The following is a 15,296-nucleotide window of genomic DNA, read 5'->3' as shown; positions in this document are numbered from 1 at the left end:
CCAACATATCCATAAATCTGGAATTATTGATACGTAAAATCCGTGTCGGATGCAAGTCGCTAGGCACCGGCAATCACGGATAGTCTACCCGCAGAAAATAAAGCCCCTCGGGCGGGGCCACGGTTCCGCAGGCGCTGCGATCGCGGGCCTGAAGCGCGGCAGCAACATCGTCGGCGCTCATCTTGCCCTCGCCAGCCAGTTTCAGCGTACCGGCAAAGGAGCGGATCTGGTTGTGCAGAAAGCTCTGCGCCGAGGCCCGGATTTCGATCACCTCGCCGGTGCGGGTCACATCGAGCCAGTCCAGCGTGCGCACCGGCGAATTCGCCTGGCATTGCGCCGAGCGGAAGGTGGTAAAGTCGTGACGGCCGACAAGCCTTTGTGCGGCGGCGTGCATGGCCTCGTGGTCAAGCGGGCGCGGCACCCACCAGGCGCGCATGTGATCGACCGCCAGATGGGCCCTGCGATTGATGATGCGATAGAGATAATGGCGCTTGAGGGCGGAAAACCGCGCGTCGAAATCATCGTCGACCGGCACCACCTCCGTTACGGCAATGCTGTCTCTGGCAATACGCAGATGGGCGTTGATTGCATTGAGCAGGGTGAACGCACTCCATTCGCGGCCCAGATCGAAATGGGTGACCTGGCCGAGCGCATGAACGCCGGAATCGGTGCGCCCCGCGCCGCGGATCGTCACCTCTTCGCCGGAAAAGCCCTTCACCGCCTCCTCCAGCGCACTTTGCACGGACCGCCCCGTCGCCTGCCGCTGCCAGCCGACATAGGGCGTGCCATCATATTCGACCGTGAGACGGTAGCGCGGCATCAGGACAGGACCGTGCCGGGAGCAAGCGGATTGCCGCGCAGAAAATCCTCAGCCGGAAGCACCTTGCCGCCGGCCTTTTGAAGCCGTGTCAGGCAGACGGCGCCTGTGCCGCAGGCGATGGTGAGCGGCGTTCCGTCAACAACCGTTCCCGCCGGGCCACTGCCCTCACCAATCCGGCTTTCATGGACTTTTACGCGCTCGGCGCGCCGCTCTGTCGGCATCTCGGTCCAGGCGCCGGGAAAAGGAGCAAGGCCGCGAATGTGATTGTGCACCACCTCTGCCGGCTGTGTGAAATCGATCCGGGTTTCGCCCTTGTCGATCTTCTTCGCATAGGTCACGCCATCTTGGGCCTGCGGGGTCAGCGGCAGGTCGTCGTTTTCCAGCTTTGCCATGGCTTTGGCCATCAGCTTCGCGCCCTTCAGCATCAGTTGATCATGGAGGTCTCCGGCGGTCATGTTCGCGCCGATGACGACTTTTTCGGTAAGCGCGACGGGGCCGGTATCAAGACCCTTGTCCATACGCATGACCATCATGCCGGTCTCGCTGTCACCGGCCATGATGGCGCGCTGGATCGGGGCCGCGCCGCGCCAGCGCGGCAGCAGCGAGGCATGGCCGTTATAGGCGCCGAGACGGGTTCCCGAGAGGATCGCTTCCGGCAGGATCAGACCGTAGGCGACCACCACCGCAACATCGGCATCAAGCGCGCGGAATGCCGCGCGATCTTCGTCCTGTTTGAAGTTGACGGGCGTGCGCACTTCAAGGCCAAGCAGTTCGGCGGCCTGATGAACCGGCGACTTGACCTCGGAAAGGCCGCGCCGGCCGGCAGCGCGCGGCGGCTGGGTGTAGACGCAGGCGATTTCATGTCCCGCCTCGCACAGCGCCCGCAAGGTCGGAACGGCAAAATCGGGCGTTCCCATGAAAACGATCCTGAGCGCCATTGTCCGTCCTTTCGCGATGTTCACAGTTCTGTTGGCAAGCTGCCGGCCGCAGCCTACAGCTTTTGCTGCCGCGCCGCCTTGGCAAACCGCTTGATCACCCGGTCGCGCTTCAGTTTCGAGAGATAGTCGATGAACAGGGCGCCATCCAGATGGTCGATCTCGTGTTGCAGGCAGGTCGCAAGCAGGCCATCGGCCTCGATTTCCTGCTGCTTGCCGTCCAGATCGGTATAGCCCACCCGCACGCTTGCGGGACGCTCGACCTCGGCAAAGAATTCGGGGATCGACAGGCACCCCTCCTCGTAAACCGAGCGTTCGTCGGAAGAGGAAAGAATGGTCGGATTGATCACAACAAGAGGATTTTTTTCCATCTCCTGTTCCGGGGCGTTTCCATCTTCATCTTCGCCCTTGCTGGTGACATCGACCACCAGCATGCGCCGGGGCACGCCGACCTGTATCGCGGCCAGCCCGATACCGGGCGCCTCGTACATGGTTTCCAGCATGTCGCCGGCAAGTTTCTTCAGGTCGTCGTCTACACGCTCGACCGGTTCGGAGACCTTGCGAAGCAGCGGGTCCGGCAGAATTATCAAAGGCATCGTCGTCATGCGTTTCCCTTAGCGCAAGTTTGGCAAAGAAGAAACGGTTTCGTTTCGCCCAAAGCCACCGTTCATTGCGATCCACGCCATTATCAGATACGTTCACGTTTTGATCTTTTCAAGACGTCGATTTATGCTAGTCTCCCCGGACGGAAGGAACAGCGAGGATGGAACGACTGGCACATGAAATCGCGACAGCCGGGCCCGGCATGATTGGCCTCGGTGTCGTCCTCCTGCTGGCACTCCTCGCCGCCATCGTCATTGCGGCGTTCAGGCGGGGTACGGGCCGGCGCGCGGACACACTTGAACGCGAGTTGCAGAATCTGGTCCGCGCCCAGACGGAGATGCAGGGCCGGATGGCGACCATGGCCGAGCTTTTCGGTAACCGGCAGGCGGAGCTCGATGCCTCGCTCGGCACCCGTCTCGATGGCCTGTCCCGGCGAATCGGCTCCACCCTGCATCAGCAGCACCAGACCACGCACGAAAATCTGCGCCGTCTGCAGGAGCGGCTTGCGGTGATCGATGCAGCCCAAAACAATATCCAGTCGCTCGCCAGGGACGTCGTCGGCCTGCAAGCGATCCTGTCGAACAAGCAGACCCGCGGCGCTTTCGGACAGGGACGCATGGAGACAATCATCGCCGATGCCCTGCCGGCAGGCACATTCCGGTTTCAGGCCACGCTTTCAAACGGAACACGGCCGGATTGCGTGGTCGACATGCCCAATGGCGCGCCGCCGCTGGTGATCGACGCCAAGTTTCCGCTGGAGGCCTGGAACGCGTTGCGCGATGCGCAGGACGATGACGCGAAACGCGCCGCCAGCCAGCGCTTCCGCCGCGACCTCGACACCCATATTCGCGATATTTCCGGCAAATACCTGCTGCCCGGCGAGACACAGGATACCGCCTTCCTGTTCGTGCCGTCGGAATCGATCTTCGCCGATATCCACGAACACTTCGAGGCAAGCGTTCAGCGCGCCCATGCAGCCCGCGTGGTGATCGTTTCGCCGACACTGCTGCTATTGTCCATCCAGGTGGTGCAGGCGGTCATGAAGGACCAGCGCATGCGCGAACAGGCCCATCTGATTCAGGGCGAGGTCGCCCATCTGATCGGCGATCTCGGCCGGCTGAACGAGCGCGTGGAAAAGCTCAACAGCCATTTCTCGCAGGCCCGGCAGGATGTCGAACAGATCCGGGTCTCGACCGGAAAAATTGCCCGGCGCGGCGAACGGATCGGTGCGCTTGAATTCGAAACCCGGGCAGACCCGGCAGCAGATAGGAATGACAATCCGTCTACCCCCGACGAGGCAGATGATCCGGCCACGTCCGGCGTCGGGCGCATGAAACTGCGCGTCGTCGACGAGGACTGATTGTCATTGCCGCAACTTGGCAATAAAACCGCAGAAAACGGCGTTTGGCGAAGGGATTGCTTTCGCCACTATCAACACGATGCGAGGAGACATTGCCATGATCACGGTTTTCGGGTCCATCAACATGGATCTCATCAGCACCACCGAGCGCCTGCCGGAACCGGGGGAAACCGTGGCCGGGCTTTCGTTTTCCACCGCTCCCGGCGGCAAGGGCGCAAACCAGACGCTGGCCGCCCGCCGCGCCGGCTCGCATGTGGCGATGGTGGGCGCGGTCGGCAGCGATGAATTCGCCACACCGGCAACCGCACTTCTGGCCGATGCCGGCGTCGACCTGTCGGCGCTCAAGATCTCCGACGGAGCAACCGGCACGGCGACGATCCTTGTCGGGGGCGACGGCGAGAACGTCATCGTGCTCAATGCCGCGGCCAACTTCACGCTGAACGAAGATGACGCCCGGGCGGCCGTGGATCGCATGTCGGCGGACGATATTCTGATGCTGCAGCTTGAAATTCCGGCGCCGGCCATCCGCGCTGCACTGGAAGCCGCCCGCAAGAAGGGCGTGACGTCCGTTCTCAACACCGCGCCGCTGACACCGCAGGCCGCCGAACTTGCCGCGCTGGCGGATATCGTCATTGCCAATGAAACCGAGTTCGAGCGCCTCGTCGGTGCGGAAGAGCTCGGCAGCGAAGGCCGGATCGCGATGCTGAAGACCCATCACGACCGCACGGGCCAGACCATGGTGATCACCCTTGGCGGCGACGGCGTCATCGCCATGCATGAAGGCGCTTTCTTCAAGATCGATGCGCTGAAAATCGACCCCGTCGACACAGTCGGCGCGGGCGATACGTTTTGCGGCTATCTTGCCAGCGGCCTGGAACAGGGGCTTTCGTTCGAGGCTGCGGCCCACCGCGCTTCGGTCGCCGGCGCCCTGGCCTGCCTCAAACCCGGTGCCCAGCCCTCGATCCCGACCGCTGACGAAGTCGCCAAACGGCTGTAACAGCGGGCACCCGCCAGATCAGAGACGGGCCAGCCGCTCCGTCAGCAACGCGAAAAACCCGGTCGCATCGGCCTTGCCAATCACCAGCGCATTCGGCTTGCGATCGGTTACATGCCACCAGTCGACGACGGTTTCGCCGAGCGTGAGCTCCGAAACCGTCTCGATCTCGACATTGCAGTGACGCCCGGAAAACAGCTCCGGTTTCAGCAGATAGGCCGTTACCGACGGGTCATGCAGCGGCCCGCCGTCCGAGCCGTATTTTTCCAGGTCGAAGCGCTCGTAAAAGCGCAGCATTGCGGCCATGGCCTGCGCCGCCGGCCGGCCGATCGCATCGATCTTGTCGACACGTTCCTTCAGGCAGAGCAATTGATGGGTCACATCAAGCGGCATCATCACGATCGGAATACCGGAGGCGAATACGGCTTTGGCGGCCTCCGGATCGACATAGATGTTGAACTCGGCCGACGGCGAAATATTGCCGCCCTCGAAATAACCACCGCCCATCATCACGATTTCCTGCACCCGGCCGATGATTTCCGGCGCCTTTTCGAAGGCCGTCGCAATATTGGTCAGCGGACCGAGCGTGCAAAGCGTGACGGTATTTTCCGGCTCGCTCTTCAGGGTTTCGATGATGAAATCAACGGCGTGCATCGCCTGCAGCGGCATTGTCGGCTCGTCGAGCTCCGGACCGTCAAGACCGGTCTTGCCATGCACATGCTCGGCGGTGACCAGCGGTCGGCGCAGCGGGCGGTCGCAGCCGGCAAAAACCTTCATATCCGGCCGCCCTGACAATTCGCACACGATGCGGGCATTGCGCTCGGTCAGCGCCAGCGGCACATTGCCGGCAACAGCCGTGATACCGAGGACATTGAGCTCCTCTGGACTGGCCAGCGCCAGCATGATCGCCGCAGCGTCGTCCTGCCCGGGATCGGTGTCGATGATGATTTTTCGTGCGCTCATGATGTCCGTCTCTGCCCTGGTGAAATACCAATTGGTGAATGGCGACTGGTCCTGCACTTGTCAAGCCGATGCGGTCTTGCGACGCTTGTGCCGATGCCCCATATCGCAAGAACAAGGACCGGAGCAGCCCAATGCCGAGAATCGACCTGCGTATCAATCCGACAATGCTGGAAAACCGTGCGCAGGACGCTGCACTCAAGGGCGCATCCGGCTACCCGCCGTTTGATGTCGAATGGTTTCCGAATGAACCGGCCGGCATTTTCCTGAGGATCACGCTCGCCGTTGCCGGTTTCGATGAAAGCGAACTCGATGCCGTTGCACAGGACAATATTCTCGTGGTCAGCGGCAATCGCGAAGAACGGGAAGACGGCGAATACCTGTTTCGCGGCATTGCCGGGCGTCAATTCCGCCGGCAGTTCGCACTGGCGGACGGGATGGAGGTTGTCGGCGCGAAACTCGATCGCGGCCTTCTCGCAATCGACATCGCCAGACGGCCGCAAGAGGTACGAAAAATTAAGATTTCGGTTTCACAATAGCCTTTGAAACATGCAGGCAGGTCGTTGGGAAAACGATATTTTCAGCGCCTGTGCCGACATCACAGCGAAAAGACAAAGGCGCCCGTTCCCATGAAATTTCCGTCCGCGGCAACCGCTTTCGAAACCGATCAGCTCGCCGCCTTCGGCGCAGGCCACCTTGGCTATTTCCGCGCATTTGACCGGGAAGAAGCGCTTCGCCAGTTTCCCGATGCGGAAAGGCTGAAATCGGCAGAAAAGCTCTGGGCGCTGTTTCGGGCAGACGGAACGCTGCTGCTGTTGACCGAAAACCGTACCAGCATTTTCTTCAAGGCCATGGAAGAAGACCTGAAGACCGTGACACTACACTGACGCAGGCGGCAAAACGCCGGATCAAACTTTCACGAATGTCAGATAGGCGCTCGAGCGCCCTTCCCGACGCGCCTTGGCTTCGTAGCGCGTTCCAGGCCAGTTTTCATAAGGCCTGAGCCAGTCTTCCGACGACCGCGCCTGCCAGTCAAAGCCGCCATGATCACGGCAGTGCAGCAGCGTCCAGTTGATGTAGGAATCAATGTCGGAGGCAAAGCAGAACCGTCCGCCGGGCTTCAGCACACGATAAAACCGGTCGAGATTGACGCTGGACACGAAACGGCGCTTCCAATGGCGGCGCTTCGGCCACGGATCGGGATAAAGCAGATCGATATGATCGAGTGAGGCATCCGGCAGCCAATCGAGAACGGTAACGGCGTCGTCGTCGTAAAGTCTCAGGTTCGGCGGTTCGCTTCCCTCCACCTGCCCCAGCAGCTTTGCCATCGAATTCACGAAGGGCTCGATGCCGATGAACCCGATCTCCGGGTTTTCGCGAACCCGATGCAGAAGGTGTTCGCCACCGCCAAAACCGATCTCGAGACGCACCGTGCCGACATCTGCGGCAAAGAGCGATCGCGGGTCCTGCGGCGCCGTCCCGTGCGGGTCGAGCGCCAGTGCCGGCAGCACTTCCGCGAGATTACGGGCCTGCCTGTCGCGCAGGGGTTTTCCCTTGCGACGTCCGAAAAAAGCCTTGCCGGCCTGATGTTGGCTGTTATCGCTCACGGCAGCAGATCAGTTCTTCAACGCCTGTTTCAGCGGCCGCACCAGATCGAGCCGCTCCCAGGAAAACGAGCCGTCACGCCCCGCCTTGCGGCCGAAATGGCCATAGGCCGAGGTCTTGGCGTAGATCGGCTTGTTGAGGTTCAGGTGGCGGCGAATGCCAGACGGGGACAGATCCATGGTCGCACGGATCGCCCTTTCGACATCCTCCTCCTTCACCTTTCCGGTGCCATGCAGATCGACATAGATCGACAATGGCTGCGAAACGCCGATGGCATAGGCCAGCTGGATCGTGCATTTCTCGGCAAGATTGGCCGCCACCACGTTCTTGGCAAGGTAGCGCGCCGCATAGGCTGCGGAGCGATCCACCTTGGTCGTGTCCTTGCCGGAGAACGCGCCGCCGCCATGAGGGGCCGCACCGCCATAGGTATCGACGATAATCTTGCGGCCGGTCAGACCGGCATCGCCATCCGGGCCGCCGATGACGAACTTGCCGGTGGGGTTGATGTACCAGACGCACTCATCGGCGATCGGCAGTTCGCCAAGCGCTTCGCGGATATAGGGTTCGACGACACTGCGGACCTTGTGGGAATCCCAGCTTTCATCGACATGCTGTGTCGACAGCACAAGCGATGTCACCTCGGCTGCCTTGCCGTTGTGGTAGCGCACTGTCACCTGGCTCTTGGCATCCGGGCCGAGAAGCGCGACGTCGCCCTCGCCCGCCTTGCGGGCTTCCGAAAGCCTCTGGAGAATGCGATGGGCGTAATAGATCGGCGCCGGCATCAGTTCCGGCGTTTCGCGGCAGGCAAAACCGAACATGATGCCCTGGTCGCCCGCGCCTTCGTCGCCCTGCTTGTCGGCGGAACTGTCAACGCCCTGGGCGATATGCGCCGACTGCGCATGCAGAAGAACGTCGATGCGCACGGTCTTCCAGTGAAAACCATCCTGCTCATAGCCGATATTGCGGATCGCGCGGCGCGCGGCGGACTTGAAACGCGAGGGATTGACGATCTCGTTGCCGTGCTTGTCGAGTTTCATCAGGCTCGGCGGCAACCGCACCTCACCGGCAATCACGACCCGGTTGGTTGTGGCAAGCGTCTCGCAGGCCACCCGTACAGACCACGGGTCGACACCGGTCTTGACCGCTTCGCGGTAAATCAGATCCACGATTTCATCGGAAATCCGGTCGCAGACCTTGTCAGGGTGTCCTTCGGAAACGGATTCGCTGGTGAAGAAATAATTGGTGCGCATCGGGATTCCCCACATAGAAATTAGCCCGAATTTGTTAGACGCTTAACCGCAAAATGACAAGCGCACAACAATATAAATATATCTTTATATCGCTAAAAAATTCCCGGAATCGCGCGCAAAACAACACCCGAAAGGCAGCCGCAGCAACCTTCCGAGCTGTTTTTGTTTCAGACGCTTCGAAGCCTCAGTCCGCTTCGGCCGCCAGTGACTTGACCAGGTCCACCAGCTTGCGACGTACTTTCGCGTCTCCGATCTTCACAAATGCGCGGTTGAGCTGCAGCCCCTCCGAGGACGACAGGAAGTCGACCACATAGCTGGAACTCGACGCTTCGGCCATCCCCGATGCATTCGCCCCCTGATCACCGGGCACATCTTCGAAGAAGAAGGACACCGGAACATTCAGGATTGTCGAAATGTTCTGAAGACGGCTGGCACCGACGCGATTGGTGCCCTTTTCGTATTTCTGGATTTGCTGGAATGTAATTCCGAGGCTTTCACCAAGCTTTTCCTGGCTCATGCCCAACATGGTACGGCGCAACCTGATCCGACTCCCGACATGAATGTCGATGGGGTTCGGCTTTTTTTTGTTTTCTGTCATTTCTCATCCTACTTTTAGCAGCTTTACAACTGACTTCCGAGCCTGACTCGGACAGAGCATCTGCAACCATCAGAGTTGGGCGATAAAAAGCCCTAGTTGAAAGCCAAGCGCTTTCACTATGCAATTTTGGGGTATTGTGGTCAATTACGCGTAAAATATAAAACCATGGGATGAATAAACACCACCTAATGGAATAGAGCTTATACACTTTAGGGTAGTTTTTTGTCGTCTATCTCCGGGGGTACAATCCAAGGTAACGCAACCGGTACGTCCATTACCCCGGGTTCGTCGAAAGGAAGCCGCTGGATAATTTTTCCGCGCGAATCAATGACAGCGGTAACACCGTTTTCCCCGACCCGAATCAGGCTTTTCCCGGTTTCCACCGCCCTGATCCGTGCCTGGGCAAAGTGTTGGTATGGCCCCGGCGTGCGGCCGAACCATGCGTCATAGGTAAGGTTGAGCAGGGCCGATGTCTGAGCGGTCTGGCCGGTTGTCAGACGCGGAAAACTGGCCTCGTAACAGACCAGCGGAAACAGGCTCAGCCCGTCGGGCAAAACCAGCATCTGGCGGTTTTCGGCGGGCACATAGCTGCCGGGCAGCCTTGTAAGCGCCTCAAGGCCGATTGACCTGAAGAAGTCGGAGAATGGCAGATACTCGCCGAAGGGAACCAGATGCGTCTTACCGGCGATGGAAACGGTCTGCCCATTGTCATCGAGAACATAGATCGCATTGTAGAATTCGGGCCAGCCGTCGGGCTTGCGCCCGGCAAGGCGGGCCGCCCCGAGAACAAGCGCCTGGCCGGGTTTCAGCATTTCACCGATGGCGGTGCGAATATCAGGCCGTGTCTCCAACAGGTACGGCAGGGTACTTTCCGGCCAGACAATCACATCCGGCTGCGGCGCTCCCGGCTCACCTGCTTCAGAGGAAAGCGCCAAGAGCCTGGCAAATATCTCTGCCCGCCCCTCTTCGCTCAGCCATGCCTCATCACCGACAGCCGGTTGCACAAGGCGAAAATTGACGGTTTTCTCCGCGACTGGCTCGGCTGTATCGAGGCGATACCAGCCATAGCCGAAATCGATCATCACAAGCAGCACGGCAAGCGATAACCCGGCCAGACGTCCGCGCCGGTCGGCAAGAAGGGCCGGCGCGGCAAAGATGAACACGGCAAAACCGCCCATCACGTAAAGCCCCGTCAGGCGGACCGACTGCATGAAGACCGGGCTCGGCATCGCGGTATAGGCAATGGCGTTCCACGGAAACCCGCTCGCCACGTGGCCACGCAGCCACTCAACCGCAATCATCGCAACGGCAAGGGCGACAAGCCGCAGCGGCCCCCTTGCCCAAAACAGCGCCGCCAGCGCCCCGGCCAGCCCGTAAAAAACGGCCAGCACAGCCGGAAAGGCGACAACAGCCAGAGGAAGCGCCCAGGCATAAAGACCGGCATCCTTCAACAGGGCGACACCGAGCCACCACAAACCGAAGACGAAATAGCCGAAGCCGAACCACCAGCCGCAGGCAAAACCCGAAAGCAGACGTTGACGCAACGTTGCGGCTCCGGCCAGCGCCCCGTCCATCATCCACACCAGAACAGGTATGGCGACAAACATGACTGGCATCACACCGAACGGCGCCAGCGCAAAGGTCGCCACCGCCCCGCAGACGAAAAGGACGATCCGGCCTTGCCAGGGACCCAGTTTCTGAAGATAGCCGGAAAGCCGCGTCAGCGGATTTCCACTATTCGTCAATGGCACATTCCGCCCGATGCTCACCCCTCCGAGCGCTCGTCGATCACGGTATCGTCGGCCGGCAGCGCATCAACGGGCTCAGCCTCGCGCGGTTCATCCTGGCCGGGTGTCCCGGTGCGCACCGCTGCCGCCGAACGGCGGCGGGCGGGACCACGCTTGCGCAGCACCCTGACACGGCGGATACGGCGCGGGTCGGCATCGAGAATATGCACCTCGAACCCCGGCAACGCCTGTATCACCTCGCCGCGCGCCGGTATCCGGCCAATGGCGGAGAAGATCAGGCCGCCAAGCGTATCCACATCGTCTCCATGTTCGCCGATCTCGAAATCGGGGCCGATGGCTTCCGCGATATCCTCAAGCTCGACGCGGGCATCGGCCAGGAACACGTCCTCGGAGACGCGGGTAAACATCGCCTCCTCGCTGTCATGCTCGTCGTCGATCTCGCCGATCACCATCTCCACGATATCCTCGTGGGAAACGAGGCCGTCCGTGCCGCCATATTCATCGATCACGAGCGCCATCTGGGTGCGGCCGGCCTGCATGCGCTGCAACAGGTCGGAGGCCAGCATCGACGGCGGCACGAACAGCACCGGCCGGATGATGCCGGCTTCGGCGACCGTCTTGTCGAGATTGACCTTGCCGAGATCGAGCGGGTTCTGCTGCGGTTTCGCGTGGCGCTCGGTCGGTTTGACCTCCGCGTTTCTGGCCGAAGCAGATTTGGCCGCATCCCGCGCATTTGCCGGCCGCGCACGCCGGCGGCCGCGTGCCTGCTTGGACAGATAGGCGAGCAGATCGCGGATATGCACCATGCCGCGCGGATCATCCAGCGTTTCGCAGAAGACCGGCATGCGCGAATGGCCGCAGTTTTCGAAAATCAGCAATAGATCGCCAATCGTGGTTCCCTGCTCGACCGCATCGATATCGGCGCGGGGCACCATGGTGTCCTCGACCCGCACCTCGCGGAAGCGGAGAATATTGTTGAGCATCGCCCGTTCTTCGGGCGAGAAATCATTGTCGCCTGCGCTCTCGGTCGAAAGCGCATCTTCCAGATCCTCGCGCAGGCGCGAAGAGCCGTTTCCGTTGCGCTTGAAGCGCAACAAAAGGCCCCGCAGCGGCGAGCCGACATGTTTTTGAGGATTTTTGTCCGAGACCGGACTGTTGGGCTCGTCGAGTGTGGAGCCGTCTTCGGCATCCTGACCGCTGTCTGCTAGCGGCACTGTCTGTTGCTGGTTCATCGTTCCTTAGGCGTTAGAGAGGGTCACTGCCCTGATAAGGATCAGATAGGTCAAGTGTGGCAAGAATGCGAGTCTCCAGCCCCTCCATAACCTCCGCTTCGTCGTTTTCGATATGATCATAACCCAAAAGATGCAGGAATCCATGCACCAGAAGATGGGTCAGATGATCGTCAAAGCTCTTTTCGAGCGCCTCGGCCTCGCGCGCAACCGTTTCAAAGGCAATCACAATATCGCCGAGCATCGGCCCCGGCATTTCGCCGGGAGCGACCGGAAAGGCCGGAAAGGAGAGCACATTGGTGGCGCTGTCCCTGTCCCGCCATTCGGCATTGATGTCGCGAATGGTCGCATCATCGGCAAACACTAGCGACAGCTCCGACACGGGCTGAGGAAAGGGCTGCCCTTCAACCTCTGCCAGATAATCGCCTGCTGCACTTATCACACGTGCAACAAAAGCCTCAAGCGCTTCCTCATTGGGCCAGCCATCGGCTTCCCGGCTGACCTGATAGTCGAATTCACGCATCGTCAGTCGTCATCGCCGCCGGTGGATGGCACCAGACGCCCCTCATAGGCCGCAACGATGCGGGCAACGAGCGGATGGCGGACAACATCCTTGTCGGTGAACCTGTTGGTCGAAACCCCTTCAACGCCGTCAAGCACGGAAAGCGCTTCGACAAGGCCGGACTTGACGCCGCGCGGCAGGTCGACCTGGCTCGGATCGCCGGTCACGACCATGCGCGAATTCTCGCCAAGACGGGTCAGGAACATCTTCATCTGCATCGATGTGGTATTCTGCGCCTCGTCCAGAATAACCGCCGCATTGGTCAGCGTGCGCCCGCGCATGAAGGCAAGCGGGGCAATCTCGATCACGCCTGCCGTCATCGCGCGCTCCACCCGTTCGCCGGGGATCATGTCGTAAAGCGCGTCATAAAGCGGCCTCAGATAGGGATCGACCTTTTCCTTCATGTCGCCCGGCAGAAAGCCGAGCCGCTCGCCCGCTTCCACGGCGGGGCGCGACAGGATGATCTTTTCAATGGCACCGCGTTCCAGAAGCTGGGCGGCATAGGCAACGGCCAGATAGGTCTTGCCGGTTCCCGCCGGACCGACGCCGAAGACCAGCTCATTGCGCTCCATCGCGCGGATATAGGCATCCTGCGCCGGGGTGCGCGCGGCAATCGACTTCTTGCGCGTCGAAATCTGCGACATGGAAAGCCGGGCCTTGCGCTCCAGCGTCGGCAGGGTCAGCTGATCGTCGGCAGCCTGTGCCATGCGGATCGCTCCCTCGACATCGGATTTTTCCAATTGAACGCCTTTCTGCAGCTGCTCATAAAGATAATCAAGCGCCCGCCTTGCCTGATGCGTGGCAAGCGTCGAGCCGGAAAGCGCCACCGCATTTCCGCGCGGCACAGCCGTCACGGAAAGCTGTTTTTCCAGCAATTTCAGATGTTCGTCGAACTGGCCGAACAATTCGCTGGCATGGCGGTTGTTCTCGAAGGTCAGGACAAAATGGCTGGCCTCGTCGGCAGGCCCTGACTGGATTTCATGCTTTGCAACCATTTCAGTAGCGTTCAAGCGGTCCGGCTCCTTGTCAAAAGCAAATAACGCCACCTGTCAGCGCGAGCCTGACATGCGCAGCGTCCTTGTTGCGATACATAGGAAATCGTTCGGTCAACGACAGAGGTAAAGCGGCAGAAATGTGAGTCTTTATTCGCCAATCTCTCTTCATGGAGAAAGGCTAAACGCGAATCTGCACTTTGTGAAGCACATTTCAGACACGGCCCAAGATTTCACCGCCCTGTCACAGATCAACCGAGGCGGACCGCCGCCAGACTGTTGGCGCTGGCATCCGTCACTTTGACGCGCACCATATCGCCGACGGCAGCATCACCGGCATCGATCACCACCGATTGCAGCCACGGCGAACGGCCGACCAGCTGTCCGGGATTGCGGCCGGGTTTCTCGAGCAGAATATCCATCTCCATGCCGATCCGCGACTGTGCGAATTCAAGCTGCTGGCGGGACAGCAGCGCCTGAAGCCGCTGCAGTCGTTCGGATTTTTCAGCTTCCGGCACCTGACCGCCAAGCTTGGCGCCGGGCGTGCCCGGACGGGGCGAATATTTGAACGAAAACGCCTGCGCGTAACGCACCTTTTCAACGAGATCGAGCGTCGCCTGAAAATCCTCTTCCGTCTCGCCGGGAAAACCGACGATGAAATCGCCCGACAGGGCGATATCCGGCCGGGCCGCACGAATGCGCTCGATCAGCGCAAGATATTCCTCAGCCGTATGACGGCGGTTCATCACTTTCAGGATACGGTCGGAACCGGCCTGAACCGGCAGATGCAGATAGGGCATCAGTTCCGGCAGCTCCCGGTGGGCGGCCATCAGTTGCTCGTCCATGTCGCGCGGATGGCTGGTGGTGTAGCGCAACCGGTCGATACCATCGACAGCGGCAAGGTCGAACAGAAGCGCGCCAAGCCCCCATTCCGCGCCATCCGGCCCCTCGCCATGCCAGGCGTTGACGTTCTGGCCGAGCAGTGTGATTTCGCGCACGCCGTTTTCGGCAAGCCGCCTGGCCTCATCGACGATCTGCTTGCGCGAGCGGGAAATTTCCGCGCCGCGGGTATAGGGCACCACGCAGAAGGTGCAGAACTTGTCGCAGCCTTCCTGCACCGTCAGAAATGCCGAAACATTCTTCGGGCGGGAGCCGCGTTCCTTCTTCGGCAGGTAGTCGAACTTGTCCTCGACCGCGTATTCGGTATCGACCACACGCTCGCCGGACTTGGCGCGGCGCAACGCATCGGGAAGCCGGTGATAGGTCTGGGGGCCGATAACCACATTGACATCCGGCGCACGGCGCAGGATTTCCTCGCCCTCTGCCTGGGCGACACAGCCGGCAACGCCGATCAGCGTTTCCCGCCCTTCCCGCTCACGCGAAATCTTCAGTTCGCGATAGCGCCCGAGCGCGGAATAGACCTTTTCCGCCGCCTTTTCACGGATGTGACAGGTATTGAGCAGGATCAGATCGGCATCCTCGATCACCTCGGTCGGCTGATAGCCGTCGGCGGCCAGCGCCTCGCCCATGCGCTCGCTGTCATAGACATTCATCTGACAGCCATAGGTCTTGATGAACACCTTGCGCTGATTAGTTGCAGGCGCGTCCTGCCGGGTCAATGTCGTCGTTTCCTGTGTCAT

General features: G+C 60.6%; 16 protein-coding genes. 4 read left to right on the top strand and 12 right to left on the bottom strand.

Going from position 1 to position 15,296, the window contains the following annotated elements:
- Positions 1-73 precede the first annotated feature (73 nt).
- Genes truA through def form a run of 3 tightly spaced genes read right to left on the bottom strand, consistent with a single transcriptional unit; the run spans position 74 to position 2,360 of the window.
- Entirely contained in the window at positions 74-820 is a 747-nt protein-coding gene (truA, locus tag ABID12_RS05470) for a tRNA pseudouridine(38-40) synthase TruA (protein ID WP_354433411.1), read from the bottom strand.
- Positions 820-1,758 (bottom strand): methionyl-tRNA formyltransferase, encoded by a 939-nt coding sequence (gene fmt / locus ABID12_RS05465; RefSeq protein ID WP_354433410.1) that lies wholly within the window; start codon positions 1,756-1,758, stop codon positions 820-822. The genes truA and fmt overlap by 1 nt, the downstream gene beginning before the upstream one ends.
- A gap of 53 nt (positions 1,759-1,811) precedes the next feature.
- Entirely contained in the window at positions 1,812-2,360 is a 549-nt protein-coding gene (def, locus tag ABID12_RS05460; RefSeq protein WP_354433409.1) for a peptide deformylase, read from the bottom strand.
- Positions 2,361-2,518: 158 nt separating this feature from the next.
- On the opposite strand from def, the gene ABID12_RS05455 reads away from it, so the two are divergent.
- Together ABID12_RS05455 and ABID12_RS05450 are read left to right on the top strand one after the other, a co-directional pair.
- On the top strand, positions 2,519-3,718 hold the full coding sequence (locus tag ABID12_RS05455; protein WP_354433408.1) for a DNA recombination protein RmuC: 1,200 nt from the start codon (positions 2,519-2,521) through the stop codon (positions 3,716-3,718).
- 97 nt (positions 3,719-3,815) lie between these two features.
- Positions 3,816-4,715: a ribokinase gene (locus ABID12_RS05450; protein ID WP_354433407.1), complete on the top strand. Its 900-nt coding sequence runs from the start codon at positions 3,816-3,818 to the stop codon at positions 4,713-4,715.
- 18 nt (positions 4,716-4,733) lie between these two features.
- Here the strand turns inward: ABID12_RS05450 and ABID12_RS05445 are convergent, their stop codons facing one another.
- Positions 4,734-5,678 carry a nucleoside hydrolase gene (locus tag ABID12_RS05445; protein ID WP_354433601.1) on the bottom strand — a complete coding sequence of 315 codons (945 nt, stop codon included), beginning with the start codon at positions 5,676-5,678 and terminating at the stop codon, positions 4,734-4,736.
- A 128-nt stretch (positions 5,679-5,806) separates the two neighbouring features.
- Between ABID12_RS05445 and ABID12_RS05440 the strand changes: the two genes are divergently transcribed.
- On the top strand, positions 5,807-6,211 hold the full coding sequence (locus ABID12_RS05440; RefSeq protein WP_354433406.1) for an Hsp20 family protein: 405 nt from the start codon (positions 5,807-5,809) through the stop codon (positions 6,209-6,211).
- A 90-nt stretch (positions 6,212-6,301) separates the two neighbouring features.
- On the top strand, positions 6,302-6,559 hold the full coding sequence (locus tag ABID12_RS05435) for a BQ00720 family protein (protein WP_106311713.1): 258 nt from the start codon (positions 6,302-6,304) through the stop codon (positions 6,557-6,559).
- A 21-nt stretch (positions 6,560-6,580) separates the two neighbouring features.
- Here the strand turns inward: ABID12_RS05435 and trmB are convergent, their stop codons facing one another.
- From trmB to miaB, 8 genes are all read right to left on the bottom strand, one after another.
- Positions 6,581-7,279: a tRNA (guanine(46)-N(7))-methyltransferase TrmB gene (trmB, locus tag ABID12_RS05430; RefSeq protein WP_354433405.1), complete on the bottom strand. Its 699-nt coding sequence runs from the start codon at positions 7,277-7,279 to the stop codon at positions 6,581-6,583.
- A gap of 9 nt (positions 7,280-7,288) precedes the next feature.
- Complete coding sequence (gene metK, locus ABID12_RS05425) at positions 7,289-8,527, bottom strand: methionine adenosyltransferase (protein ID WP_319517304.1); 1,239 nt, start codon at positions 8,525-8,527, stop codon at positions 7,289-7,291.
- 184 nt (positions 8,528-8,711) lie between these two features.
- Positions 8,712-9,125: a helix-turn-helix domain-containing protein gene (locus ABID12_RS05420; protein WP_319517305.1), complete on the bottom strand. Its 414-nt coding sequence runs from the start codon at positions 9,123-9,125 to the stop codon at positions 8,712-8,714.
- Positions 9,126-9,334: 209 nt separating this feature from the next.
- Complete coding sequence (gene lnt, locus ABID12_RS05415) at positions 9,335-10,870, bottom strand: apolipoprotein N-acyltransferase (RefSeq protein WP_354433404.1); 1,536 nt, start codon at positions 10,868-10,870, stop codon at positions 9,335-9,337.
- A gap of 20 nt (positions 10,871-10,890) precedes the next feature.
- Positions 10,891-12,105 (bottom strand): hemolysin family protein, encoded by a 1,215-nt coding sequence (locus ABID12_RS05410; protein ID WP_106311758.1) that lies wholly within the window; start codon positions 12,103-12,105, stop codon positions 10,891-10,893.
- Between the two features lie 13 nt (positions 12,106-12,118).
- Positions 12,119-12,625, bottom strand: a complete 507-nt coding sequence (gene ybeY / locus ABID12_RS05405; RefSeq protein ID WP_354433403.1) for an rRNA maturation RNase YbeY — start codon at positions 12,623-12,625, stop codon at positions 12,119-12,121.
- A gap of 2 nt (positions 12,626-12,627) precedes the next feature.
- Positions 12,628-13,659 (bottom strand): PhoH family protein, encoded by a 1,032-nt coding sequence (locus ABID12_RS05400; RefSeq protein WP_106311764.1) that lies wholly within the window; start codon positions 13,657-13,659, stop codon positions 12,628-12,630.
- Positions 13,660-13,907: 248 nt separating this feature from the next.
- Complete coding sequence (gene miaB, locus ABID12_RS05395; RefSeq protein ID WP_354433402.1) at positions 13,908-15,296, bottom strand: tRNA (N6-isopentenyl adenosine(37)-C2)-methylthiotransferase MiaB; 1,389 nt, start codon at positions 15,294-15,296, stop codon at positions 13,908-13,910.

It is taken from the genome of Martelella mangrovi, from assembly GCF_040545495.1.
Classification (GTDB): Bacteria; Pseudomonadota; Alphaproteobacteria; order Rhizobiales; family Rhizobiaceae; genus Martelella; species Martelella mangrovi.
Note: the sequence above shows the minus strand (reverse complement) of the source record. Positions and strands in the feature narration are given on the sequence as shown.

What these genes read in the sequence shown, in the direction of transcription:
- truA (WP_354433411.1), bottom strand. Translation starts at nt 820, where the DNA reads ATGCCGCGCTACCGTCTCACGGTCGAATATGATGGCACGCCCTATGTC.
- fmt (WP_354433410.1), bottom strand. Translation starts at nt 1,758, where the DNA reads ATGGCGCTCAGGATCGTTTTCATGGGAACGCCCGATTTTGCCGTTCCG.
- def (WP_354433409.1), bottom strand. Translation starts at nt 2,360, where the DNA reads ATGACGACGATGCCTTTGATAATTCTGCCGGACCCGCTGCTTCGCAAG.
- ABID12_RS05455 (WP_354433408.1), top strand. Translation starts at nt 2,519, where the DNA reads ATGGAACGACTGGCACATGAAATCGCGACAGCCGGGCCCGGCATGATT.
- ABID12_RS05450 (WP_354433407.1), top strand. Translation starts at nt 3,816, where the DNA reads ATGATCACGGTTTTCGGGTCCATCAACATGGATCTCATCAGCACCACC.
- ABID12_RS05440 (WP_354433406.1), top strand. Translation starts at nt 5,807, where the DNA reads ATGCCGAGAATCGACCTGCGTATCAATCCGACAATGCTGGAAAACCGT.
- ABID12_RS05435 (WP_106311713.1), top strand. Translation starts at nt 6,302, where the DNA reads ATGAAATTTCCGTCCGCGGCAACCGCTTTCGAAACCGATCAGCTCGCC.
- metK (WP_319517304.1), bottom strand. Translation starts at nt 8,527, where the DNA reads ATGCGCACCAATTATTTCTTCACCAGCGAATCCGTTTCCGAAGGACAC.
- ABID12_RS05420 (WP_319517305.1), bottom strand. Translation starts at nt 9,125, where the DNA reads ATGACAGAAAACAAAAAAAAGCCGAACCCCATCGACATTCATGTCGGG.
- ABID12_RS05410 (WP_106311758.1), bottom strand. Translation starts at nt 12,105, where the DNA reads ATGAACCAGCAACAGACAGTGCCGCTAGCAGACAGCGGTCAGGATGCC.
- ybeY (WP_354433403.1), bottom strand. Translation starts at nt 12,625, where the DNA reads ATGCGTGAATTCGACTATCAGGTCAGCCGGGAAGCCGATGGCTGGCCC.
- ABID12_RS05400 (WP_106311764.1), bottom strand. Translation starts at nt 13,659, where the DNA reads ATGGTTGCAAAGCATGAAATCCAGTCAGGGCCTGCCGACGAGGCCAGC.
- miaB (WP_354433402.1), bottom strand. Translation starts at nt 15,296, where the DNA reads ATGACACAGGAAACGACGACATTGACCCGGCAGGACGCGCCTGCAACT.